This is a genomic window from Nonomuraea angiospora (genome assembly GCF_014873145.1).
GTDB classification, from domain to species: domain Bacteria; phylum Actinomycetota; class Actinomycetes; order Streptosporangiales; family Streptosporangiaceae; genus Nonomuraea; species Nonomuraea angiospora.
This window is the reverse complement of record NZ_JADBEK010000001.1, coordinates 644,608-666,502: the sequence shown is the minus strand read 5'-3', so window position 1 is coordinate 666,502 and position 21,895 is coordinate 644,608. Positions and strand designations below refer to the sequence as shown.

18 protein-coding genes and 1 pseudogene are annotated in these 21,895 nt (G+C 68.6%); 14 read left to right on the top strand and 5 right to left on the bottom strand.

Annotated features, from left to right (window positions below; genetic code table 11):
- The first annotated feature begins 272 nt into the window (after nt 1–272).
- Together H4W80_RS02960 and H4W80_RS02955 are read left to right on the top strand one after the other, a co-directional pair.
- Complete coding sequence (locus tag H4W80_RS02960; protein ID WP_318786675.1) at nt 273–3,479, top strand: family 78 glycoside hydrolase catalytic domain; 3,207 nt, start codon at nt 273–275, stop codon at nt 3,477–3,479.
- A gap of 115 nt (nt 3,480–3,594) precedes the next feature.
- The gene (locus H4W80_RS02955) at nt 3,595–4,500 is read left to right on the top strand and encodes a dienelactone hydrolase family protein (protein ID WP_465263727.1); all 906 of its coding nucleotides are present in this window, start codon (nt 3,595–3,597) and stop codon (nt 4,498–4,500) included.
- Between the two features lie 298 nt (nt 4,501–4,798).
- On the opposite strand, the gene H4W80_RS02950 is transcribed toward H4W80_RS02955, so the two are convergent.
- A complete protein-coding gene (locus tag H4W80_RS02950; protein ID WP_192783638.1) occupies nt 4,799–5,209 on the bottom strand; it encodes a winged helix-turn-helix transcriptional regulator in 411 nt (136 codons plus the stop codon).
- 115 nt (nt 5,210–5,324) lie between these two features.
- On the opposite strand from H4W80_RS02950, the gene H4W80_RS02945 reads away from it, so the two are divergent.
- The 6 genes from H4W80_RS02945 (at nt 5,325) to H4W80_RS64360 (ending at nt 9,790) form a co-directional block, all read left to right on the top strand.
- Nucleotides 5,325–6,092 (top strand): alpha/beta fold hydrolase, encoded by a 768-nt coding sequence (locus H4W80_RS02945; RefSeq protein ID WP_192783637.1) that lies wholly within the window; start codon nt 5,325–5,327, stop codon nt 6,090–6,092.
- 406 nt (nt 6,093–6,498) lie between these two features.
- Nucleotides 6,499–7,101, top strand: coding sequence for a hypothetical protein (locus tag H4W80_RS02940; RefSeq protein ID WP_192783636.1), 603 nt, complete (start codon nt 6,499–6,501; stop codon nt 7,099–7,101).
- 79 nt (nt 7,102–7,180) lie between these two features.
- Nucleotides 7,181–7,666: a SigE family RNA polymerase sigma factor gene (locus H4W80_RS02935; RefSeq protein ID WP_318786674.1), complete on the top strand. Its 486-nt coding sequence runs from the start codon at nt 7,181–7,183 to the stop codon at nt 7,664–7,666.
- Nucleotides 7,663–8,721, top strand: coding sequence for a hypothetical protein (locus H4W80_RS02930; RefSeq protein WP_192783634.1), 1,059 nt, complete (start codon nt 7,663–7,665; stop codon nt 8,719–8,721). Before H4W80_RS02935 ends, H4W80_RS02930 begins: the two co-directional genes overlap by 4 nt.
- Before the next feature lie 157 nt (nt 8,722–8,878).
- Nucleotides 8,879–9,610, top strand: a complete 732-nt coding sequence (locus tag H4W80_RS02925) for an IS3 family transposase (protein WP_192793234.1) — start codon at nt 8,879–8,881, stop codon at nt 9,608–9,610.
- Between the two features lie 6 nt (nt 9,611–9,616).
- Nucleotides 9,617–9,790 carry an IS3 family transposase gene (locus tag H4W80_RS64360; RefSeq protein ID WP_192783633.1) on the top strand — a complete coding sequence of 58 codons (174 nt, stop codon included), beginning with the start codon at nt 9,617–9,619 and terminating at the stop codon, nt 9,788–9,790.
- Nucleotides 9,791–9,874: 84 nt separating this feature from the next.
- On the opposite strand, the gene H4W80_RS02915 is transcribed toward H4W80_RS64360, so the two are convergent.
- Genes H4W80_RS02915 through H4W80_RS02905 form a run of 3 tightly spaced genes read right to left on the bottom strand, consistent with a single transcriptional unit; the run spans nt 9,875 to nt 12,354 of the window.
- Nucleotides 9,875–10,513, bottom strand: a complete 639-nt coding sequence (locus tag H4W80_RS02915) for an alpha-ketoglutarate-dependent dioxygenase AlkB (protein ID WP_192783632.1) — start codon at nt 10,511–10,513, stop codon at nt 9,875–9,877.
- 55 nt (nt 10,514–10,568) lie between these two features.
- Nucleotides 10,569–11,702, bottom strand: a complete 1,134-nt coding sequence (locus H4W80_RS02910; RefSeq protein WP_192783631.1) for an IS630 family transposase — start codon at nt 11,700–11,702, stop codon at nt 10,569–10,571.
- Nucleotides 11,695–12,354, bottom strand: coding sequence for a DNRLRE domain-containing protein (locus tag H4W80_RS02905; RefSeq protein WP_192783630.1), 660 nt, complete (start codon nt 12,352–12,354; stop codon nt 11,695–11,697). The genes H4W80_RS02910 and H4W80_RS02905 overlap by 8 nt, the downstream gene beginning before the upstream one ends.
- A gap of 37 nt (nt 12,355–12,391) precedes the next feature.
- On the opposite strand from H4W80_RS02905, the gene H4W80_RS02900 reads away from it, so the two are divergent.
- From H4W80_RS02900 to H4W80_RS60120, 4 genes and pseudogenes are all read left to right on the top strand, one after another.
- Entirely contained in the window at nt 12,392–14,383 is a 1,992-nt protein-coding gene (locus tag H4W80_RS02900) for an FHA domain-containing protein (RefSeq protein ID WP_192783629.1), read from the top strand.
- Between the two features lie 96 nt (nt 14,384–14,479).
- Nucleotides 14,480–15,862, top strand: a complete 1,383-nt coding sequence (locus H4W80_RS02895) for an FAD-dependent oxidoreductase (protein WP_192783628.1) — start codon at nt 14,480–14,482, stop codon at nt 15,860–15,862.
- Between the two features lie 226 nt (nt 15,863–16,088).
- Nucleotides 16,089–16,262, top strand: a pseudogene (locus tag H4W80_RS64355) (integrase core domain-containing protein); the annotation flags it as partial.
- 14 nt (nt 16,263–16,276) lie between these two features.
- On the top strand, nt 16,277–16,564 hold the full coding sequence (locus H4W80_RS60120; RefSeq protein ID WP_225966523.1) for a hypothetical protein: 288 nt from the start codon (nt 16,277–16,279) through the stop codon (nt 16,562–16,564).
- Here the strand turns inward: H4W80_RS60120 and H4W80_RS02885 are convergent.
- Nucleotides 16,543–20,292: a CHAT domain-containing tetratricopeptide repeat protein gene (locus tag H4W80_RS02885; RefSeq protein WP_192783627.1), complete on the bottom strand. Its 3,750-nt coding sequence runs from the start codon at nt 20,290–20,292 to the stop codon at nt 16,543–16,545. The two genes, H4W80_RS60120 and H4W80_RS02885, sit on opposite strands and share 22 nt — an antisense overlap.
- Nucleotides 20,293–20,345: 53 nt before the next feature.
- Between H4W80_RS02885 and H4W80_RS02880 the strand changes: the two genes are divergently transcribed.
- On the top strand, nt 20,346–20,729 hold the full coding sequence (locus H4W80_RS02880; RefSeq protein WP_192783626.1) for a hypothetical protein: 384 nt from the start codon (nt 20,346–20,348) through the stop codon (nt 20,727–20,729).
- A gap of 3 nt (nt 20,730–20,732) precedes the next feature.
- Complete coding sequence (locus H4W80_RS02875) at nt 20,733–21,725, top strand: hypothetical protein (protein WP_192783625.1); 993 nt, start codon at nt 20,733–20,735, stop codon at nt 21,723–21,725.
- Nucleotides 21,726–21,895: the final 170 nt, after the last annotated feature.

Below are 21,895 nucleotides of genomic sequence, written 5' to 3'. Positions count from 1 at the left end.
TACTCTTGACGCCTTATGTCAGAGCGCTTACGTTGGCGACATCGACCGGGGTGCTTAAATCGTTTTATCGCGAGAGGAGTATGCCGTGGCCCAGCCTCGTGACGACATCCTGTCCACACCGCGCTGACCCTCGGCGACCCGAGCCTCATCCTCGCCGCCGGTCCCCCGATCGCCCGGACAGCCCAGATCAGCTCTCGCGGCGACGAACGCCGCCGACACAGCCGGCGCTCGATCTTTTCCATGGGTGCGCCATGCGCGGAAGGGAGTGACTTGTGTCCTCATTACGTCGCCGGATACGCGTCCTGGCAGGGCTGGGAGTGACGTTCACCCTCGTCCTCGCACAGCCCCTCACCCCTCCAGCGGCGGCGGCCGGCAGGCAACCCCACGTCGAGGTCGTGGACCTGCGCGTGGACGGCCGGCACGATCAGCCCCTCGGCATCGACAGCCTCGCCCCGCTGCTGGCGTGGCGGATGACCCCCTCCCGGCAAGCCGCCGGCCATCCGTGCCGGCGGCCCGGCTCCCGGGTCGCCTGCCCGGCCGACGCGCAGACCGCGTACCAGATCCAGGTGGCCGCGAGCGAGAGCGATCTCAGGCGCGGGCGACTGCTGTGGGACTCCGGCAAGGTGGGCTCGGCCATCCAGTCCGGCGTCCGCTACGGCGGACAGCCTCTGGCCTCGCGGCAGAAGGTCGGCTGGCACGTGCGCGTCTGGGACGCGAACGAGCAGCCCTCGGACTGGAGCAGGCCCTCGTCCTGGGAGATGGGCCTGCTCCAGCAGAGCGACTGGGGGCAGGCACGCTGGATCGAGTACCCCGGCCGCGCCGAGAACCAGCCCATGCCGATCTTCGCCCGCGCGTTCGACCTCGACCGCCGCAAACGCGTGGCGAGCGCCCGCCTCTACCTCTCCGGCATCGGACTGCACCTGCCGACCCTCAACGGCCGCACGCTCAGCGACGAGGTGCTCGCCCCCGGCAACGCCAACTACCAGCTCTCCAGCGAGTACCGCACCTACGACGTCACCGACGACCTGCGCGCCGGCGCCAACACCCTGGGCGTACGGCTCGGCAACGGCCCCGCCTACGTACGGCGCAGCGTCACCAATCCGGCCGTCGGCCGGACGGCGCCCTACTCCTGGTGGCAGAGCCAGCTCAAGGGCAGCGGCACCCTGACCGCCGGCACCGCGCCCGGCGCCACCACCGTCACGCCGAACAGCGTCACCGGCTACCACGTCGGCGGCACCATCAGCATCGACACCGGCGACGGCGGCGACAACCTCGAGTCCCGCACGATCACGGCGATCGGCAGCACCGGCATCACCTTCACCCCCGCGCTGGACAAGCCGCACCCTGCGGGCGCGACCGTGACCGGCTCAGGCAACAACATCGCCGCGAGCGACGCCAGCGCCGGCGCCGCGGTGACGCCCCGCCTGATCGCCCGCCTGGAGATCACCTACACCGACGGCTCGCCGGACGTCATCGTCTCCGACCGGAGCTGGCGCACCGCCCTGGGCCCCCTGGTCACCGACGCCTGGTACTCCGGTTCCGACCATGACGCCCGCCGGGAGCAACCCGGCTGGGACTCTCCCGGCGCCGACCTCTCCCCCACGGCCAAGCGCCGCGACGGCACCCTCATGGCCTGGACGGATGCCGGCATCGCACCCCCGCCGAACCTGGCCACCAAGCTCGTCGCCCGCGCGGCCGAACCGGTCAAAGCCGTCGAGACCTTCACCCCGGTCTCCCTGACCAACCCAGCGCCGGGCGTCTGGGTGTTCGACCTGGGCCAGAACATCACCGGCTGGCCCCAACTCAACCTCAAGGGCCGCCTGCCCGCCGGGATCACCATCCGCATGTCCCCCGCCGAGTCCCTGGCCCCCGACGGCACCGTGGACCAGGCCTCCCTGATGGGCGGCGGCGGCAACCGGGGCCGCGACCTGTTCAACACCTACACCACCGCCGGCCTGCCCGGCGGCGAGAGCTGGCACCCCGACTTCAACTACTTCGGCATGCAGTGGATCCAGGTCACCGGCCTGCCCGAGGGCTACACTCCCGGCAAGGATCTCATCAAGGGTATCCGGCTCCAGGCCGACACCCCCGTCGCGGGCCAGGTGACCACCTCCGACGCCCGGATCAACCGCATCCACACGATGGCCCGCTACTCCTTCGCCTCCAACATCATGTCGGTCTTCACCGACTGCCCCGGGCGGGAAAAGCTGTCCTACCCGGCCGACTACACGATGCCGATGGGCGCCATCCACCGTAACCACGACCTGGGCGCGTACCTGAAGACCACCATGCGGCACCTCGTCGAAGGCCAGTCCGTCGCCGGCACCCCGATGCGCGGCAACGTGGCCTTGAAGACGCCCGTCTACGACTGGGGCTACAGCGGCCGCTTCGGTGACGAGATCAACTGGGGCGACGCCATCATCCTCGTCCCGGCGATGCTGTACGAGCTGTACGGCGACACCGAGACCATGGCCCGCTACTACGAGCAGATGGTCCTGTTCGCCGACTACATCCAGCGCCAGAAGGCCGGCACCGGCGCCGACGCGCACATCGTGGACGCCGCCCTGGCCGACTGGGTGGCCGCCGACGAGACCTCAGGCCGCATCACCGGCACGTGGGGCTACTACGTCATGATCACCAAGCTGGCGAAGATGGCCGACCTGACCGGCCACGCCGACGACGCCGCCCGTTACCGGACGCTGGCCGCCGACATCAAGAACGCCTTCAACGCCCACTTCTACAACCAGCAGCTCCGCCGCTACACCACCGACGGCGACGCCGGGACCGCCGGCGCCACCCAGACGGCCCAGGCGCTGGCCCTCGACGCCGGCCTCGTCCCGGACGGAGAACGCCAGGCCGTCCTCGACGCCCTCGTCGAACTCGTCCGCGCCTACCACCCGAACGGCGAAGGACCGCACTTCAGCGGCGGCACCATCGGCATGGGCCCGATCGTCCGTGTCCTGGCCGCCGGCGGCCGCGACGACGTCCTGTGGGAGGTCCTGCAGCAGGACGACCAGCCCGGCTACGGCTACTTCATGCAGTCCACCAGCGCCAACCCGGGCGGCATGACCACGATCGGGGAGCGCTGGGACCGGGGATCGTCCAAGAACCACATGATCCTCGCCCAGATCGAGGAGTGGTTCCACGCCGGCCTGGCCGGCATCCGCGAGGCAGACGGCTCGACCGCCTACCGCGACCTCATCATCCAACCCAAGCCGGTCGGGGATCTCACCTACGTCAAAGGCAGCTACACCACGCCGCAGGGGGTGGTGCGGTCCGAATGGAGCCGCGGGCAGCGAACGTTCAAGTTGACGGTCGAGGTGCCACCGAACACCACGGCCGAAGTCTGGGTACCGGCAAAGGAGCGGCGCCTGGTCGCAGCACCGCACCGGACCGCGTTCCAGCGTATGGACGGCGCCTACGCCGTCTACAACGTCCCCTCCGGTTCGTTCACCTTCACCGCGGCAACGCCCGGCTGAGCCGCGACACGCCAGTCTCCACGCGGTGGCACCTGGCAAGGGCCCACCACCATACGCTCCTCGCCCTCGCTGTCTGCCTGCTGAACCCACGCACCGGTCCATCGAGGAGGACAACATGCCACAACAAGAGAGAGCAGCGCGTACGCGTCGGAAGCCGCGCGCGTGGTTACCCCGTAAAACCCTTGCCGGGACTGCGATCGTCCTCAGCGTCCTCGCCCCTACGGCGACGACCCGCGCCGCGTCCGCCGCGGAGAACCCCCACCAGCGGGGCCCCGATCCGACGGCCGCCAGCATTGCGGCCCCCACCGGCCCCTTCGCGACAGCATCAGTCGGGGTTTCGCGCGGGAACGGCTTCGGCGGCGGGACCATCTACTACCCGACGGCTACCGACCAGGGCACCTTCGGCGCGATGGCCATCTCGCCCGGCCTCAATGGCACCTGGCCGGGCATCGCCTGGCTGGGACCGCGGTTGGCCTCTCGGGGTTTCGTCGTCTTCGGAATCGAGACCAACAACCTCAACGACAGCCCCACCAGCCGTGGCACGCAGCTCCTGGCAGCGCTGGACTACCTGACCCAACGCAGTACCGTACGCGGGCGGGTCGACGCCACCCGGCTGGCGGTAGCCGGACACTCCATGGGCGGGGGCGGAGCTCTCGACGCCGCCCTGCGGCGTCCTTCACTCCAGGCAGCCATCGGGAACGCGCCCCATCTGCCTTCGGGGAACCTCTCCAGTGACCGGGTGCCAACTCTCATCTACGCGATGCAGAACGACACCTTGGTGCCCCCACCGCGCCTGACCACCCTGTACAACACCATCCCGGCGACAACGGAGAGGGCCTACATCGAGATCGCCGGCGCCGGCCACAACTACATCGGGCAGCCGAGCACCACCCTCGCGCGCACCATGATCCCGTGGATGAAGATATTCATCGACGACGACGCCCGCTACAGCCAATTCCTCTGCCCGCTGACCAACCGGGACGGCATCTCGCAGTATCGCGACAGCTGCCCCCTGATCTAGACCGCACTCGCGATCCATGGCTACAAGGCGGGGTGACAGTCTCCTGCCCGTGGCGCCCTGGCAAGCCGCACGCCGATCCGCCCCGGTCTCTGTACATACGCTTCGGGGACTGGGGCGGGCTCGCAGCCAACGGCGGGTGATCGGTCCCGATCGGCGCTTTCAGCCTTGTGCGTGAGGATCGCGAGGAACACCCCGGACCCGCGTCGAGGATGCTCTTGTTCAGCCCGGCCTTGGCGACCGACCCGTTCAACGGTAGGCGCCGGGTCGGGCCTGCAGATAGCGAACGTAGGTCAGCGCATCAGGGCTGTGAATCGGCCGAGCTGTCGTAGGCCCGGCGGGCCGCGGTGATGGCAGGGGCTGCGAGACGGGCCCAGTCCGTGAGTGCTTCCAGGGGCTCGCGTATGGCTTCGATCAATGGAGTAGTGGCGTACTCCACTCGCGGCGGGGAATCCGGGTACACGGTTCGGGTGACGAGCCCGTTGCGTTCGAGATCGCGCAAGCTCACGGTCAGCATGCGCCGGCTGATGCCCGTGATCGCGCGCTCCAGCTGGGTGAAGCGGCGTGGACCGTTGCCCAGTTCGACCAGTACCTGAGCGCTCCACTTTCCGCCGATCAAGCCCAGGACCTCAGGCAGCGGGCAATCGTCAGGGGCGGGTGCCGTCGTCGCGGGCGTGAGCTGGTTTGTTACCGCGGTGTTCCGTTGCGACAAGAAAGTGCCTTCTTCCAAAGCCTTCTAGGCATGCGTCACGATTGATCCCGTTATCAATCGTAACGATCCTGCGTGCAGCCGCAGGATCTTCGTGAACAGCTGAGGGAAACAACCCGTGCCCATCGCGCGCAGCAACGGTTTCAAGATTTCCTACGAGGTCTCCGGCGATGGCCCCGCGGTGGTGCTTCATCCGGGCATGTTCCAGGACGGGGCGCATTGGGCGCATAGCGGCTACACGTCCGCACTCACGTCCACCTACACCGTAATCGCCGTCGACCCGCTCGGCCTGGGTGGTAGCGACGCCCCGCACCGGGCCGAGGACTATTCGCTTGAACGGCGGGTGGACTCTGTCACGGCGGTGCTGGACGAGGTCGGCGTCGAACGGGCCGCGTTGTGGGGGTACTCGCTCGGCGCCATGACGGGGTACGCGGTCGCCGCGCATGCGCCTGACCGCCTGACCTGTCTGGTGGCCGGTGGTTTTGATCCTGTCGACGGTTTCCGCTCCGTGGTCGGTCCTACGCTGCGCCTGCTCGGCCTGCCTGCCGACACCGATGCGTACCAGTTGATGAAGCAAGGCGCCGCTGCCGATCCCTATCAGGCCGCCCTGATCGAGGCGGGTGATCCTGCCGGTTTCCGCGCCAATTATGAGGCGTTCTCCCGCGAGCCTGGACTCCAGCGGGAACTCGCCGGTTCCGGCGTGCCGATGCTGCTGTACGCGGGCACGGCCGACCCTTGGCACGAGCCGATGCGGGCCTTCGCCGAGCGCTCAGGCGCAAACTTCTTGTCCATCTCCGACGCAGATCACAAGGGCTGCTGGGACAGGTCGACCGACGTTCTGCCGACGGCGCTGTCGTTCCTGGCTGCCAACGCCGGCAGGCCTTGAGCAAGGCCACGCCTCTGGCGACGCTCAGCTGAGCTGTGGCTGGACTCGCTCGTCTACCGTGCCGCTGCTCTTTCTCGGGGCGAGGATGATGGCCGCTGCTCGTCCCGCGTCAAGATCGTTCGTCCTCTGCTTCGCCTGCGGCCGCCGCATCTTGACCCGCTGCTCTCAGTGGCGGACCAGGTGCTTTGCCGAGGAAGAACAAGAAAATGGTCAGCCGGCGACGGTGGCGGCGTTGGCCCGCGCGGATCAAGCTCCATATAGCCGAGTTCATCAATACAAAGGAGATCGACGCGGCCGTAGCGGGCGATGGTCTCGGTCAGCACCTTCTCGTCAGCGCCCTCCACCAGCTCGTTGACCAGGGTGTACCAGCGGCACCGGCAAGACGCCGCCGAACTTGATCACGAACGTGGCCACCACCGACGCCACCGTGCCCGACACGGCGGTGACCGAGACCATCCACCGGCATCTGGCCCGACGCGGCCTCCTCCCCGCCGAGCACTACCTGGATGCGGGCCACTCCTCCGCCGAACTCATCGTCGCCGCCCGTGAGCAGCACCAGATCAACCTGGTCGCGCCGTTGCGGACAGATAACTCCGTCCAGGCCCGCACCCGCAACGGCTACGACCGCACCGCCTTCACCATCGGCTGGGAGCGTCGGCAGGTCACCTGCCCGCAAGGACAGGCCAGCGCCTCCTGGACACCCTGCCGGCAGAAGAGCCACCCGATGACCGTGGCCGCCTTCCCCCACCCAACCGACGTTATCCAGGGTTCTTCGCATCTCCTCACAGGTCGGAGCGCGATGATCTTGTCAGGCACGTTGGTCGACCCGGAAGTGGTGCATCGGTTGCTCGCGCATACCAGCCACGCCGACCCGCTGACCCAGCTCACGTCGGCGAACACGGCTCTCGGTTTCCGAAGTCGTCTGCACGGATATGCGAAGTGGTCTGCGCGCCGAACAGGGCGGGCGCGTAGACCACTCGGTGGTGATAGTTACCGGTGGCATGCATAGGTACCGGCTCGGCCTGCTGCCGCGCGGTCAGTGCGTGGCTCCGACCCCAAAAAGGTTTTTGCAACAAGGATGTCGGCCCGTGCGTCCCTGGAAGGTGGAGTTCGAGGAGTTTGTCCGCGCCAGGAGCCATGCGCTGCTGCGCTACGGCTTGGTGCTGACCGGCAGCGCCGACGACGCGGCCGACCTGGTCCAGGAGGCTCTGCTCAAGCTGAGCTCCTCGTGGCGGCGTGTACGCAGCAAGGACGACCCCGAGGGATACGTTCGGACGATCATGGCCCGGCAGCATGTGAGCTGGTGGCGCAGGCGACGGCTGGAGCACCTCACGGCGGAGGTTCCCTCTCCGGTCCACGAGGACGAACACGAGCTCGGCGAGATCTGGCAGCGCCTGCGGGCCTTACCGGCCAGACAGCGCGCGGTGCTGGTCCTGCGCTACTACGAGGATCTCGCCGATGAGGAGATCGCGGCGAGGCTCGGCATCTCGCAGGCGACCGTTCGCAGCCAGGTCTCGCGTGCGCTCGCCACACTCCGCGTCCGCGCGGACGCACTCACGGGGAGGTGGAGATGACAACCGAAAAAGAACTGGCTCAGGCGTTGCGTACCATCGCCGATCGAGCCGAGAACCAGGACGTACTGCCCGGCGTGATGGCCAAGAGACGACGCCGGAGGCGCAGGAAGGCGAAGGGGGCGCTCGCGGCGGTCTGCGCGGCGGCCCTCGGATGGGGCGCGATGGCCGCCTGGCCTGCACCGCAAGTCGTCGTGGACACGGCGGAACCAAGGCTGGCGCAGCCGGAGGGAAACGCGGTCGAACGGCTGTGGCCGCAGGCGGTGTTCACCATGCCCGCGCGCTCCAGGCCGCTGGCGGCGATCAGCGCCACAGAGGTGCTGGCCTGGGGCGAGCGAGGAACCCTCGAGGTCTACAACGCCGCCTCCAAGCGTTCACGAACCGTCGCCGCTCTCAGGCAGGCGCCGCGGCATCTGGCCATCGGCCGCGAGCGAGTGGTCTGGCTCGCCGACGGGCAGGCCTGGGTCGCTCCCTTGCGGGCCGGTGGGCAGGCGAGGAAGGTCGGGCCGATCCCGGGAGAGAACGTCGATCGCATGGCGCTCGCCGGCCAGGACATCGTCTGGTCAGCACCGCTGGACGGGCTCTGGCGGATGAGGATCGACGGCGGAGTCCCCGAACGGGTGCCCGGATCCAAGGGGCTGCAGCTCGTGGAGTGGCCGTGGGCGACAGACGAGCCTCTGGACGTGCGTACGAATCCGACCAAAGTCGTCAACCTGCAGACGGGAGGCACTATCAAGGTTCGCCCCGCAGCAGGCGTCGAGGGCCTGCGCTGCGGGCCGACCTGGTGTACCGGGACGCGCGGAGACGACACCGTTGTCCAGCGCAGCGACGGCAGCTGGAACGACGTCCATCGAGGGCTGCGCGACTACCCGTATCGGGATCGGTTCTTCACCGGCTCCGGCGAAATCTACGACGCCCGCACGCGGACGACCGTGACCTTCGAGGGCGCCCAGCTGCCGTCGGGTGGCAGGCAGTGGTCGTCAGGTAGCGGTGTCATTTTCTGGACGGAGGGCGGCGGCGTCCGCGTGGTGAACCTGGCCGCCGTTGCTCAGCCGTAGAACGCATCCACAACGGGTGTGTCCAGTCAGTGGCTCTGGCTCACATTCGGTGGTGACGGAACGTGATAGCTCGTGTCGGTACATGGCTATCTCGCCGTGCTGTGTCAGCGTGACGCTGGTGTGACGTAAAGGATCTTGCGGAGCTGGTGTTCCCGCAATTGGCCGGCTTGGTCGTCGGCAGTGTCCTCCCAAAGTAATCCACTCGCTGGTCCGTGAGCTTGCCGATGACCACATTCCGGTCGCGGTGGCCTGCCGAGTACTCCGGGTGTCGACATCGGGATATTACGACCGGCTCGGTCGGCCCGAGCCGCCACGTGCGCTCCGCAACGAAGAACTCACCAAAATAATCCGTCAGGTACACGCGGACTCGCGTGGCAGTTACGGCTCGCCGCGGGTGCATGCCGAGCTCACGCTCGGGCTGGGCGAGAAGGTCAACCGCAAGCGCGTGGAGAGGCTCATGCGCGAGGCCGGCCTGCAGGGCGTGTACCGGCGCAAGGGCCGCCGCAACCTGGTCAACCAGGCTACCGAGGAGGACCTGGTGCAACGCGGCTTCGACGTCGAGGCGCCCGATCGGCTGTGGCTGACCGACATCACCGGGCATCCCACCGGCGAAGGAAAGCCATATTGCGCCGCCGTGATGGACGCCTATTCGCGCCGGAACATCGGCTCGTCCATCGACGCTCGTCAGAATACCGACCTGGTGGTGAACGCGTTAGCGATGGCCGTGGCCCGGCGAAAACCGGACGCGCGCTCGACCATTCTGCGTTCCGATCACGGTACGCAATACACGTCTTGGGTCTTCGGCAAGCGTTTGCGAGATGCCGGCCTGCTCGGATCGATGGGAACGGTTGGTGACTGCTATGACAATGCGATGATGGAGTCGTTCTGAGGAACAATGCAGCTCGAACTTCTCGGCACCAGAATCTGGAAAACACGCGACGAACTCGCTAACGCCATCTTCGAATGGATTGAATGCCGGTACAATCCCTACCGACGCCATTCCGGCATCGAGATGCACAGTCCCGTCACGTTCGAGAGCCTCTACCGGCCCTCAGACACCACTGAGTGACCTCACCTCGGGTGGCCGTGCTACTGGGGGAACCTCACGTTTGCCCTGTTATGGGCCTTGGTCGACAGGAGTCCTAGAGTCCGGTTACAACAGCGGATCGTTGACCGTGCGGAAGGTTACTGACACGCGCCGCGTGCGCGGGATGCGGCCTGCCGCAGTGGGGTCGCTCTTGCGCGCGGCAATGCTGTGACGCCAGGTGTATCGGGCAGGTCCTGACATGACACACAGGCTGCCTGGGGCGAGAGACATCGCCACCTTCATACCGTCTGCAGGATGGGTGAAGTCCATGAGGCAAGCGGAGCCCAGGGAGATCGCGGCGACGACCGGGCCAAAGCAGGGCACGCAGTCGACGTGTGGGCTGATGCCTTGTCCCGGCTGGTACTCGTTGATGATCACTTGGTTTGCTTCACTGTCCATGATTCCTTCGCGGACCAGGCGCATGGCCTGCTGTTGGGCCCATGCCGGGATCGGTGGAGCGGCGGCGACCAAGGGATTCCTCGCCACACTTCGGCGGCCGTAGTCGTAGCGGTGACCGTAGTGTTGCACTCGTCGTCGCAGTTGTGTCGACCACTCGGCGGCGTCGATGAATGAAAGCAACGACGCGCAGGCGTCGGGAGTAAGCCAGCCGGCGATGTAGCGCAATCCCGGCACCATCTCATCGCGAGATGCTGGCGGGAGGCCGTCACCAGCGTCAAAGGACAGTTGATCGAAAGACTCCGGCATGCCGAAAACAGTAGCCAGCACGACCGTCAGACTGTGCCGGAATGAGGCGTTCGTGTCAGGCCACGTTCGCTCTGTTGACGATCCGTCGTAGTCGGGGGTTGTCGGTGTGGCGGTTGCGCCAGGCAATATAACGGCGAATCATGCTGCTCTGCTCGCGATGGCTGGCATGGTCGGTGCCGTTGAGGGTGAACTCCCGCAGCGCGGTGAACTGGGCCTCGATGCGGTTCATCCACGAGGGGTTGGTGGGCGTGTAGGCGATCTCGACGTTGTTCGCCTTGGCCCACTGTCCGACCCGCTTGTCCTTCTTGGTGGTCAGGTGCGGGCTGAAGTTGTCGCAGATGATCGCGATCCGGACGTCGAGTGGGTAGAGGCTGCGCAGGTAGCGGCAGAACTCCAGGAACTCTCCGCGCCGCTTGCGCTTCTTGACGTGTCCGTACATCTTGTCCTTGCCCAGGCCCAGGGCGGCGAACAGGTGCCGGACGCCCTGGGTGCGGGTGTAGGTGGCGCGCATCCGCGGCCGGGGCGCACGATCGGGGTCCTTGCCCTTGCCGCCGACGTCGGTCCGCTGGCGGCCGGGGCGGGGTTGCAGGTAAAGCGGCCCGAATTCGTCCACGCAGAAGATCACGGCAGGGTCGCCGTCCTCGGGTAACACCTGACCGTCGACGATCGCGTACAGGTGCTCGATCCGGGCCTTCTTGACCGCGTAGTCCGGATCAGCGGAGGACTTCCAGGTCTTTATGGCTTGAAATGAGACACCCTCTGCACGGAGAAGCTCGCGCAGGCCCTCATGGCTGATGTCGTCGACCACCCCCTCGGCGACCAGGAAATCGGCCAGCTTGGCCAGGCTCCACCGGGAAAACGGCAGGCCGTGCTCGGCGGGTTGGGACTTGGCGATCTTCTTGATCTCCACGCGCTGCGGCAGGGTGAACTTCGGCTGCCGACCGCCCTTGTACCGGGGATACAGCGAGTCGAACCCGTCGGCGTTGAAGTTGTGGATCACATCACGGACCCGGTCCTCGCTGGTGAACGCCAATTCCGCCACCTTCTGGATGGTCATGCCCTGCGCCGACCACAGCACCATCTGCGCCCGCCGCCAGGTCACCACCGAGCCGGAGCCCCGCCGCACGATCCGCAGCAGCCGGTTGCCCTCGTCATCATCGATCTCGCGTACACGAACCCGCTCAGCCACGATCACAAAGTCTGAAGGGATCACGCTGGCCGCAGTGGTATCTCGCCCGGCGTGTCCGCACGAACAGGGCAAACCCCAACCGCTTGGGCACTACCTTGTTGGCGATCTCGTTCTCATACGTGGCGTCTTCGTCGAGTTCCGAGGGGTCATGAACGGCGAAAACGTCCTCGGTCTGAGGAGGCGTGTACTTGATGATGAGGACAGGGCCGCGGGGGGTGATCGGGTACGTGTCGTAACCGCCGTATTCGTCGGAGCGGTAGTGACGCCAGTTCTGCGCGACGGTTTCGGTGGGCGAGATGAGCCGGACGCCTTCGCCCGGTTCGCCGTCCATCCAGGCCTGAACCATCTGCTCGATGGAGTAGTAGAGTTCGCCCTCGCCTTCGGGACAGGGGATGGTCGCGCTGTAGGCGCCCTTATTGCCCACCTGCCCGCTGACGGTGACCGAGGGCTGGTTGCTCCAGGTCAGGGTGTCCACCGTCCATGGGGTGGTGATGCGATGGGCGACGATGCCGGCGCTGTCGGTGCCGCTGCAGGTGTGGGAGTTGCAGTTGTGCAGGCGTAGGTCGGCGTTCTCGACGGTGCCGCCTTCCCGATGTGCGTACTTCCCACTTACACGGCTGCTTCTGGTCGCACATGATGGACTTGGACTCATCGATGGCTAGATCTCCTGTCACGATAAGGAAGGCATCATGCCCCCTTCCATCGTCGGACACGACGGCCCCCTCACCGACCGCCACTTCCCGCTCGGTGACACGCCGACCACCTTCGGCCGCAGGCAAGACTGCGGCGTGGTGCTCTCCAGCGAGCGAGCTTCGCGCCGCCACGCCGAGATACGCCACGAGGCAGGGCGTTACATCCTGTACGACCTGGGAAGCCGAAACGGAACGCTGGTCAACGGCAGGCGCGTCACCTCACAGGTGCTCCAACCGGGCGACCTGATCACGATCGGCGACGAGCAGTTCCGCTTCCTGCCCTCCGACGACGTCGCGACGGTCTACGGCGCGTCCCCGCTGCCGCAGGGGAAGGGATCCGCCCCATCGGTCGATCCGGGGCCGGTACTCCGGGTGACCGTCTCCGGCGGTGGGCCTGTCGGGCTGAGCTTCGCGCTCCTCCTGGAGCACCTCATGGGATCACGGGTCGTCGTCACTGTTTACGACGGCCGCTGGACCCAGGATGGTGCTCAGGTCGCGTGGAAAGGGCAAGACCAGGGAAATGTACGGCGCCAGCAGGTCGTCACGGTTCAGAGCCGCCAGTACCTGAACCTCCCCGGCCCGGTGCAGGCTCGGCTGTTCAAGCCCGGGGCGTACTCCGAGATGTGGCCGCCCGGCCCCGACTCCATCCGAGGACAAGCCCCGCGTAACCTCCGCATCGCCTACATCGAGGACACGCTCCTGGAGATGGCCGGCGAGAAGTCCGACCGCATCCGGCTCGTCCCCACGCGCTTCGATCCCGACGAGCATGGCGACAGCGCGAAGCAGGATCATGTGCTAGCCATCTGCGAGGGTGGCCGTTCGCGCACGCGGGAGCATTTCACCGGCAAGTTCGGCATCGCCGACAGCTCGATCTACTCCCTGAACGGCAGGCACCTGCAGGATGTCGTGCTGGGCTTACGCGTCAAGTCCGACCTGCCTGACGCCATGTCGGTCCTGCTGACCGTGGCCCAGAACCGCTACCTGCTCAACGCCCTGGGCGGCGAGGGTTTCCTCAACATGCGACTCACCGACGAGGAGGCCGAGGAGGTCATCGGCATCGATCCCGTCCGTCGCGTGTTCGAGGAGTGTGTCGCCGCCAGCCCGTGCATGATGGGCCGCACCGACGACGGAGACTTCCACTGCTCCACTCACGGCACCTTGTTCCTGCCCGCCCTGATCAAAGGGTCCGCCCTGTGGCGGCGGGTGAAGGAAGGGCTGGCGATGTTCGGCGTGGCCGAGTACAACCTCAGCGCCGTCACCGCCTTCCGGCTCGACATGGTGCAGCGGCCGCGCTTCACCGCGCGCCTGCACGCCCCTACGTCCGCCACTCCGGGCACCTACGGCTTCCTGCTCGGCGACGCCGCCAACGCCATCCACTTCTGGCCGGGGCGCGGGCTCAACAGCGGGCTGGCCTCGGCCATCTCCCTGGCCCGGTCGCTCAGCCAGGCCTGGCGCGGGCGGGCCTTCCGCGACGCGGACTTCATCCGCCACGAGGCAGCCATGGCGATGCTCCAGTACCGGCACAAGAGCCGTGCCTGGCAGGCGATGGTCGCTACCGACAAGGACGGCGTCACCCGTGCCATCAAGGACAACATCGCCAAGGGCTGCGCCGGCGCGCAGGCCGCTCCGAGTTCCGACGCGCAGGTCGCGGCGGACATCGACACACTGATGAACCGGCTCGGGATCGTCCGGGGCCGCCTGTCGCAGCGCGTCTCCGGCCTGCCCGACGACGCCGCCCTGCGTGCCCACCTCGGCCGGCTGTCGGCTGAGACTCTGCGCATCCTGGTCATCAGCGACGCGTGGGACACAGTGGTCATGGGCGGTGAAGAGGTCGACATCGACATCTTCTACCGCGAGGAGCCCGCGTCCGCTTCGGGTGGAGAACCTGTGTGGGCTCCACGACTCGCCAGCGAGCGCGAACAGCACACCAGGCTGATCTCCCGGTCGGCGAGCCGATCGCCACGGCCAACGGCGCAGGCTCCCCGGTAGACATCGCCGCAGGTCAGCACACTGCTTCTCTCGAGGGCTCCGCCTCCGTCCGGAGCTGGATAGGCTCCAAACCATGCCCTCGATTGACGTGACCCGGTGAGCGCCACCCGTCTGCTGGTCATTGGAGCCGATGCAGCAGGGATGAGTGCGGCGCACCAGGCGATCCGGGCGGCCGGGACCAAGCTGGCTGTGACCGCGCTGGAGGCGACCGGCGATACGTCGTACTCCGCCTGTGGCATCCCCTACTGGGTCGCCGGAGACGTGTCCAGTGGCAACGTCCTGGTGGCCCGCACCGCCGAGGAGCACCGGGCAGCCGGGATCGACCTGCGGCTCGGCGCCACCGCGACCGGGATCGACCGACAGGCCCGCACCGTCACCTACCGGGATGCCGACGGTGAGCAGGTGTTGGGCTACGACGAGCTGGTGATCGCGACCGGTGCGTCGGCCGTGGTGCCGGACTGGGCCGTCCACCCCGGCACAGGGCAACGGTATGCCGGCGTCGCGCCGGTCAAAACGCTCACCGACGGCGCTGCCTGGTTGGACCTGCTCATGAGACTGCCCAAGGGCAGTGGCCGGGTGGTCGTCGCCGGCGGCGGCTACATCGGCGTCGAGATGGCCGAGGCCGCCAGGAGGCGTGGCTGCGAGGTCACCGTGATCACCCGGACTCGGGTGATGAGTTCCCTGGACCCGGACCTGTCCGCTCGGATCGAGAAGGGGATGCACGAGGCGGGAGTCCGGGTCGTGGTCGGCTCACCGGTCGTGCGGCTGGACGTGGCGGACGGACGAGTGCGTGGCGTGTACACCGCAGAAGGCGAGCGCTATCCGGCGGACTTGGTCGTGCTGGCGCTGGGGGTCACGCCGAACACCGGTTACCTTGACCTCGACAAGTTGCCGAGCGGCCCAACTGGCGGTTTGCGACCCGAGCCGGACGGGAGCCTGGCCGACGGGATCTGGGCGGCCGGTGATTGCTGCGAGACCCGGCATCGGCTCACCGGCACGTGGACCTACATGCCGCTCGGCACCCATGCCAACAAACAGGGCCGGATCGTCGGCACCAACCTCGTCACACCAGGCGCGCTGCGGTTCGGCGGCGTGCTGGGCACTGCGATCACCCGATTCGCTGAGGGCCCGACCTACTTGGAGATCGCCCGCACCGGCCTGAATGAGCGTGAGGCAGCCGCCGCAGGCATCGAGGTGACCTCCCTGGTCACCGAAGGCAGCACGGCCAGCGGCTACATGAGCGAAGCCGACCCGGTCGCGGTGAAGTTGCTGGCAGCGCGGTCGGATCATCGGCTGATGGGCGCGCAGATCGTTGGCGGGCGTGGCGCCGGCAAACGTATCGACACCGTTGCCACCGCGTTGTGGCACGGCGCGACCGTTGACGACTTAGCCTGGTCTGACTTGTCCTACGCGCCGCCGTTCGCCACCGCGTGGGACATCGTACAGGTCGCGGCCCGGCGGCTGGCCGACCAACTGTGAGCCGCTGGAGTGCGGGCTCCAGCCGTCGTCCATCTCGGGCGGGAGCTGGTAGAGGTGCGCTTCATACCCGTTCATGGCACAGCGGCGACAATCTTGCGCTGGCACCGCAATCTTGTAGCGCGTAAGCAAAGGCACGCGGCGGGTATCGATCCGGCGACTGCACCTGGCCGGAGTGACCCCGCACCCGACCGGAGCGTGGACGGTGCAGCAGGCCCGCAACCTCGCCATGGACCTGGGTGACCGCACAACGCCGCCGCGAACGCCGAGGATGAACGCCGTCTGCGAGCGCGTCATCGGCACCCTGCGCCACGAACTCCTGGACCGCATCCTGATCCTCAACGAACACCACCTGGCCGTCCTGCTCCACGAGTACCTGATCCACTACAACAGGCACCGGCCGCACCAGTCCCACCCTTGTCCAGCCTGGTGGTGGTCTACTCGGGCACGGAATGGCGGCGGTCGCCGGCGCTCGGCATGCTGGCGCCGGCGGTGCTGTTCGCCGGAGCCCGATGCGGGCTGCTGCGCATGGTGGTCGAGGCGACGTACGAGACCCGCATGCGGGATCTGCGCCGGTTGCACGACACCCTGACGGCGACGGGTTGGCGTGCCGCCATCTCGCGGACGGCCGGCGCGCCCTGTTCAGCACGGAAGAGAGACCACCAGAAAGCTCTCATGATCGGCTACGCTCCCGCGTGCAGGTAAGAGGCCCAGAGGGAGGGCAGGCGCGGGCGCCTGTCGCGCAGTGCCCGCACGGCGTCGTGCAAAGCACGCGCCGAACTCCCGGCATCACCGCGCAACCCGGCGTAGAAGTCGTCTGCGAGTTGCACGGCCGCCGCGTCGTCAATTTCCCAAAGGGTGCTGACGACATGCCGGAACCCGGCGAGCTGGAAGGCCGAGGAGAGATGGATGGCCTCGTCGACCAGATCGGCGTTCTGGTTGACGGCCAACACGGCGGCGGCGAGGTCGGGCAGCTCGGCCCGCAAGGCCGGGTCGAGCTCGACCGAGCCGAGCGTGACCACTGACATGAGTGCCGTGGAGCACGCCGACAGGTACGCCAGCTCTGCCCGCTCCAGGTTGACGGAGGCCAGGCTGGAGACGGTGAGCGGCGCGCTGTCGTGGTCGCGCAGCAGCAGCCTGCTTTCGGAGGGGTCGGCGAGGTCGCTCACGCCGTGGCAGGCGAAGTGCGCGATCGTGCACTCCGGCAACGCCGCCAGCACCTGTGCCCTGGTCGCAGTGCCGGTCAGTGACAGCGCGTCCGGCATCCGCTCGTGGAGCCGCTCGGCCTCGACGGCGGCGTTGGGCAGCGGATCCTGGTCCGGCGTTTCCGGCATGGCCACGATCAGCGTCCGGCCGACGCCCGGTTTGGTGGAGCGGCGGGCGTGTCGCAGTGCTCCGATGGTCGGGGTGTAGGAGGAGACGACCCTGTCCATGACCGACGGCCCGCCGCCGCGGTGGTGGCCTGCGGCGTGCAGGGGGAGCGTGCCGAGCATGCCGCCGGTGACCCACCACACCCTCGGCAGATCGGCGCCGGACAGGCGGTCAAGGCCCAGCACGTCCAGCACTGGCCCGGCGGCGGCGTCCCACAGCCACTCCAGCACCTCGTGCAGGGTGTCCTGTGCCGCCACCCGGTCCTGCCAGCCCGCCTCCCGGTCAGCGGACTCGTTCAAGGCGTCGGTAAACGTATGGAACTGCTGGATGACCGCGTTCGCGGCCAGCAGCGGCAGCGGGAGGCAGGTGATGCCGCTGCCGGTGAGGATGAGGGCGTCGCTACGGTAGCTGCTGATGGTGAACACGACGACGGGTCCCGACCTCGCCTCCGCGATCAGGTCCTCCGGCTCCGGCGGCGCCATGAACGTCCTGAAGCCGTCACGGCTGCGGATCTCCCCCACCAGCGCCGTGAACTCGCTCGTCAGCCGGACCCGGTCGTCCCTGGTGAGGTGATCGGCGTCCAGTTCGCCGCGTAAACGGGCGAATCGGTCGGCGAGGGAAGGGTGGTCGCGTTCGAGGTCGGACAGGTCGCCTCGGGTCTCCAGCAACTGTCCGAGCAGCACCGCCCGCCCAGCCTCCAGCAGCCGCAAGGCCCGCACCGCGGCCGCCGGCCCATCGCCCGTCCGCTCGCCGGCTTCCAAGGCGAGGGCGGCCGCGTCGTCGGCCAGGCCGCGGAACAGGCTGAGGTGGTACAGGCGATCGCGGCGGTGCAGGCGCCGGGGCGTGACCTCCGGCAACAGGCGGACCGCCGTCTCCAGCAGATCCGCCGCGAGACCCGGCCACTGGTCGCGGGCCAACTCGGCGGCGAGCCGGGCGGCTCTGATCCGCATGGCGGGCATGGCGAGCGGATCATCGACGACCTCCTGGTAGGCCGCCAACGCCTCCTCCGCTCCTGATCCGGTGCGCCAGTACCGCACCGCCAGCGCATGCCCCAGGTTGGACAGGTATCCGGGGTGGTCCGGCTGATCGACCGGGGTGAGAGCCACGGCTTCCCGCAACGCGGTGACGGCGTCGTCGATCCGGTCGGCGGCCCGCAGCGCGTTGCCGAGGTTCGACAGCTGGCCGGACCGTTCCGGGTGATCCGCGGGCGTGGCCTCGATGGCCCGCCGGAGGGCGTCAATGGCGGTCTCCACGTCGCGTGGCGCGCGCGTGACGTCGAACCGCTTGTGCCACGCGACTCCCAGGTTCGCCAGGTACCGGGCCCGGGCGGGGTGATCGTCGGGGGTCACCTCGACGGCACGCCGTGCGGCGTCGATGGCCGCGTCCAAGTCGCTCATCCGGGACGTGCGCTCGAAGCGCCGCTGCAGCGTGCCGCCGAGATTGCTCAAGTGCTCGCCGCGAGCGCCGTCGTCTTCGCGTACGGCATTCACGGCGGTCTGACCGGCGCGTACGGCCTCATCGATGTCCTCCATGTCGCCGGTGCGCTCGAATCGCAGGCGCAAGGCGCTCATGAGATTGCCCAGCCGGTTCGGCCTGTCGGGATCCTCGGGCGGTGAGGCGGCGACGGCTTGCCGCGCCGTGGTGACGGCCCGCGCGAGGTCCTCGGCGGATCCGGTCCGCTCGGCGCGTGTCACCAGGGCCAAGCAGAGGTTGTTCAAGATGCCGGCCCGGCCAGGCAGGTCAGGCGGCATGGCGGCCACGGCCTGGTCGGCCACGTCAACGGCGTCGTCGAGATCTGTGCGCTTCCCGGTGCGGCGGAAGCTCGTCATCAACGTAACGCTGAGGTTGGTCAGCGCCACCGGATCGACGGGCTCCAACTCGGCGGCCTGCCGCCCGGCCCGCACGGCGGCCTCCAGATCCGCCAAGTTTCCCGTACGGTCGAACCGGATCCGCAGCGCGGCGCCGAGGTTGTTCAGCCATCCGCCCCGGCCGGGGACGAGGTCGGTCGCCCGGCGATAGGCGTCCACGGCGCCGTCGAGGTCGGCCCGTTCTCCTGACCGCTCGAACCTCCGATACAGGACCACGCCCAGGTTGTAGTGCCGCGACGCGTCATCCGGCCCGGTGTCGGCCGACTCGCGCAACGCCTCGGCAGCCGCGTCGAGATCCGCACGCCGCAGGAAGCGTTCGTAGCGCGTGGCCAGGAGGGCTCCGAGAATGGACAGGTAACCCGCTCGATCCGGGCCCGGGGCCGGGGCGGCCTGTACGGCTTGCCGGATGGTGCCGATCGCCGCGTCCAGATCCCCGGGCGTCTGCGTAAGTCCGTATCGGGCGCGCCAGGCGTTGCCGAGGTTACCGAGGTAGGCATGCCGGTTGGGGTGGTCGGGCGGCGCGAGCTCGACGGCTTCGCGACCTGCGGCGACGGCGCCGTCCAGATCTTCGGCAGACGCCGATCGGTCCTGTAGCGCGCGGCCGAGCCGGTTGAGGTGTTCCGGTCGATGGGGGTGATCAGCGGGGACGTTGCCGGCAGCATGGCGGAAGATGTCGACGGCCAGGTCGAGGTCCTCGCGCCGGCCCGTCAGGTCGTATCGGATCCGCAGAGCCAGCCCCAGGTTCGACGAGTACGTCTCCCACTCGGGGTCGTCGTCGCTCGCCGCGAGCGTGATGCGCTGCCACAACTCGACGGCGGCCTCCGCGGCGTCGGGGTCGCTCGAGGCGATCGCGTGCCGCAGCACCTGGTCGCCGAAGGAGGTCGCGAGGTCTGCCAGGATGGGAAGGAGCTGGTCGGGCAGGGGTTCGACGCCGACGACGAAGCAGTCGAGCAGGGCGGTGACGGCCGACCGCAACTCGTCCCGGTCCGGTCCTTCGGGCAAGGCGAGATAGCGGTAGTAGTGCAGCCAGCCGAGCGCGAGCCGCGCTTCGGTGTCGCCGTCGCCGTCGCGCAGCAGGCCCGCCAGCCGCTGGAGGTCGCCCGGCACACTCGGGTGAACGACCGCGGACAGATCCTTCGTCGCGGTGACCCGCTCCAGGTGCGCCCGCACGGCGGCGAGGTACTGTTCGCGCATGCCTGATGCTAACTTTCGGTACGGCTCCACAGTGGTGTTCCAAGAGGGGCGGAATGGCTGGGTTATCTGAGCGTGTCAGCGCCGCCATCGCGTACGTGTGCGGCAACCTTCCCGACCTGCGTGCCCAACTCGACCACCTCGGCGACCGGGCGCCTCTCGACCGGCTCCTGGCCGCGATCCGCGACGGCAGCGACGTCACACGGCCTCTCGACGACCTGCACGAGGCCTTGCTGGCAGGCGGGGACGTGCTCGGCGTGTACGGCGGCTCCGCTCGCTCCGTCCGCCTGGCCGGCATCACCGCCGCTGCCCCTCCCGAGACCCTGTACACGTGCCCGCACCGCCGCTGCGCCCGCTACCAGTGGCCAGAGCCCGGTGCTTCGGCCGCGCCCACGTGCGAGATCGACGAGACCTCGATGCTGCTCGAACGGTTGCCGTAACAGATGGGCGGACTGCTCGCCGAGCTCGGCAAGAAGATCGCCGACCGCTGGTTCACGCTGCTCGTCCTGCCGGGCCTGCTGTACGTCGCCGCCCTCGCCGCCGCCCACGCGCTGGGGCATGCCCACCCGTTCGACGCCCGCCGTGTGACCGACCGTCTCGAAACAGTGGACGCGGATGCCGCCTCGGCGGCGGGACTCGCCCTCCTCGGCGCGTACCTGCTGGCCGCGGCCACCGCCGGCCTGACCGCCCAGAGCCTTGGCAGCCTGGTCGAACGCCTCTGGCTGGCCGCCGACTGGGCCGGCTGGCCGCCCCCGCTCCGCCAACTCGCCGCGCTTCGCACCCGCGGCCGGCACCGCCGCTGGACAGAGGCGGTATCGAACTATCACGAGACCCGCGAGAAGGCCGCGGCCGCCCATGTCCGAGCTCGGCTCGCCGCGAACCCGCCGATACCGGCTCGCCCCGGACCGGCGCTCTCCAGCCCGCTGCCGTCCCCGCGCGAACTCGCCCACCGGAAGATCTTGCGGATCGCCGCCGAACCGCCCACGCGCCCCACCTGGATGGGCGACCGGCTCAACGACGCCACCGTCCGGCTCAACCGCGACCTCGGCCTCGACCTCGCCACGGTCTGGCCGTACCTCTGGCTCACCGCCCCGGACACCACCCGCACGGAGATCATCGCCGCCCGCGAGACCCTCACCCGCGCCACCACGCTGGCCGGATGGGGCCTGCTCTACCTCGCCGTCGCCGCCCTGTGGTGGCCCGGCCTGCCGATCGCCGCCGCCGTGCTGGTGACGGCCTGGCGGCGCGCCCGCACCGCCTGCGATATGTACGCACTCCTGGTGGAGGCCACCGCCCACCTCCAGTCAGCCGATCTCGCGCACCGCCTCGGCCTCGAACCCACCGGCCCCATCACCCGCGAGACCGGCACCGCCCTGACCGACCTGGTGCGAACCCGCCCACCACAGCTTGACGGACCCGTACAGACCGTCTGGTAACGCCCGGTCCGCGGTTTCCTGGCGCCTCTCCTCTGCCGCACGCGGGCGAAGGCGGCGCGGACGCCCGCCGCTCGGCCTGGGCCGCGGTCGGCGTGCACCTCGATGACCTGTCCCCGCTCGTCCTCTGCCTGGGGCTGCCAGGCGACGACCGCTCCCCCACCGGACGCATG

What these genes read in the sequence shown, in the direction of transcription:
- H4W80_RS02955 (WP_465263727.1), top strand. Translation starts at nt 3,595, where the DNA reads ATGCCACAACAAGAGAGAGCAGCGCGTACGCGTCGGAAGCCGCGCGCG.
- H4W80_RS02930 (WP_192783634.1), top strand. Translation starts at nt 7,663, where the DNA reads ATGACAACCGAAAAAGAACTGGCTCAGGCGTTGCGTACCATCGCCGAT.
- H4W80_RS64360 (WP_192783633.1), top strand. Translation starts at nt 9,617, where the DNA reads ATGCAGCTCGAACTTCTCGGCACCAGAATCTGGAAAACACGCGACGAA.
- H4W80_RS02915 (WP_192783632.1), bottom strand. Translation starts at nt 10,513, where the DNA reads ATGCCGGAGTCTTTCGATCAACTGTCCTTTGACGCTGGTGACGGCCTC.
- H4W80_RS02905 (WP_192783630.1), bottom strand. Translation starts at nt 12,354, where the DNA reads ATGAGTCCAAGTCCATCATGTGCGACCAGAAGCAGCCGTGTAAGTGGG.
- H4W80_RS02900 (WP_192783629.1), top strand. Translation starts at nt 12,392, where the DNA reads ATGCCCCCTTCCATCGTCGGACACGACGGCCCCCTCACCGACCGCCAC.
- H4W80_RS02885 (WP_192783627.1), bottom strand. Translation starts at nt 20,292, where the DNA reads ATGCGCGAACAGTACCTCGCCGCCGTGCGGGCGCACCTGGAGCGGGTC.
- H4W80_RS02880 (WP_192783626.1), top strand. Translation starts at nt 20,346, where the DNA reads ATGGCTGGGTTATCTGAGCGTGTCAGCGCCGCCATCGCGTACGTGTGC.
- H4W80_RS02875 (WP_192783625.1), top strand. Translation starts at nt 20,733, where the DNA reads ATGGGCGGACTGCTCGCCGAGCTCGGCAAGAAGATCGCCGACCGCTGG.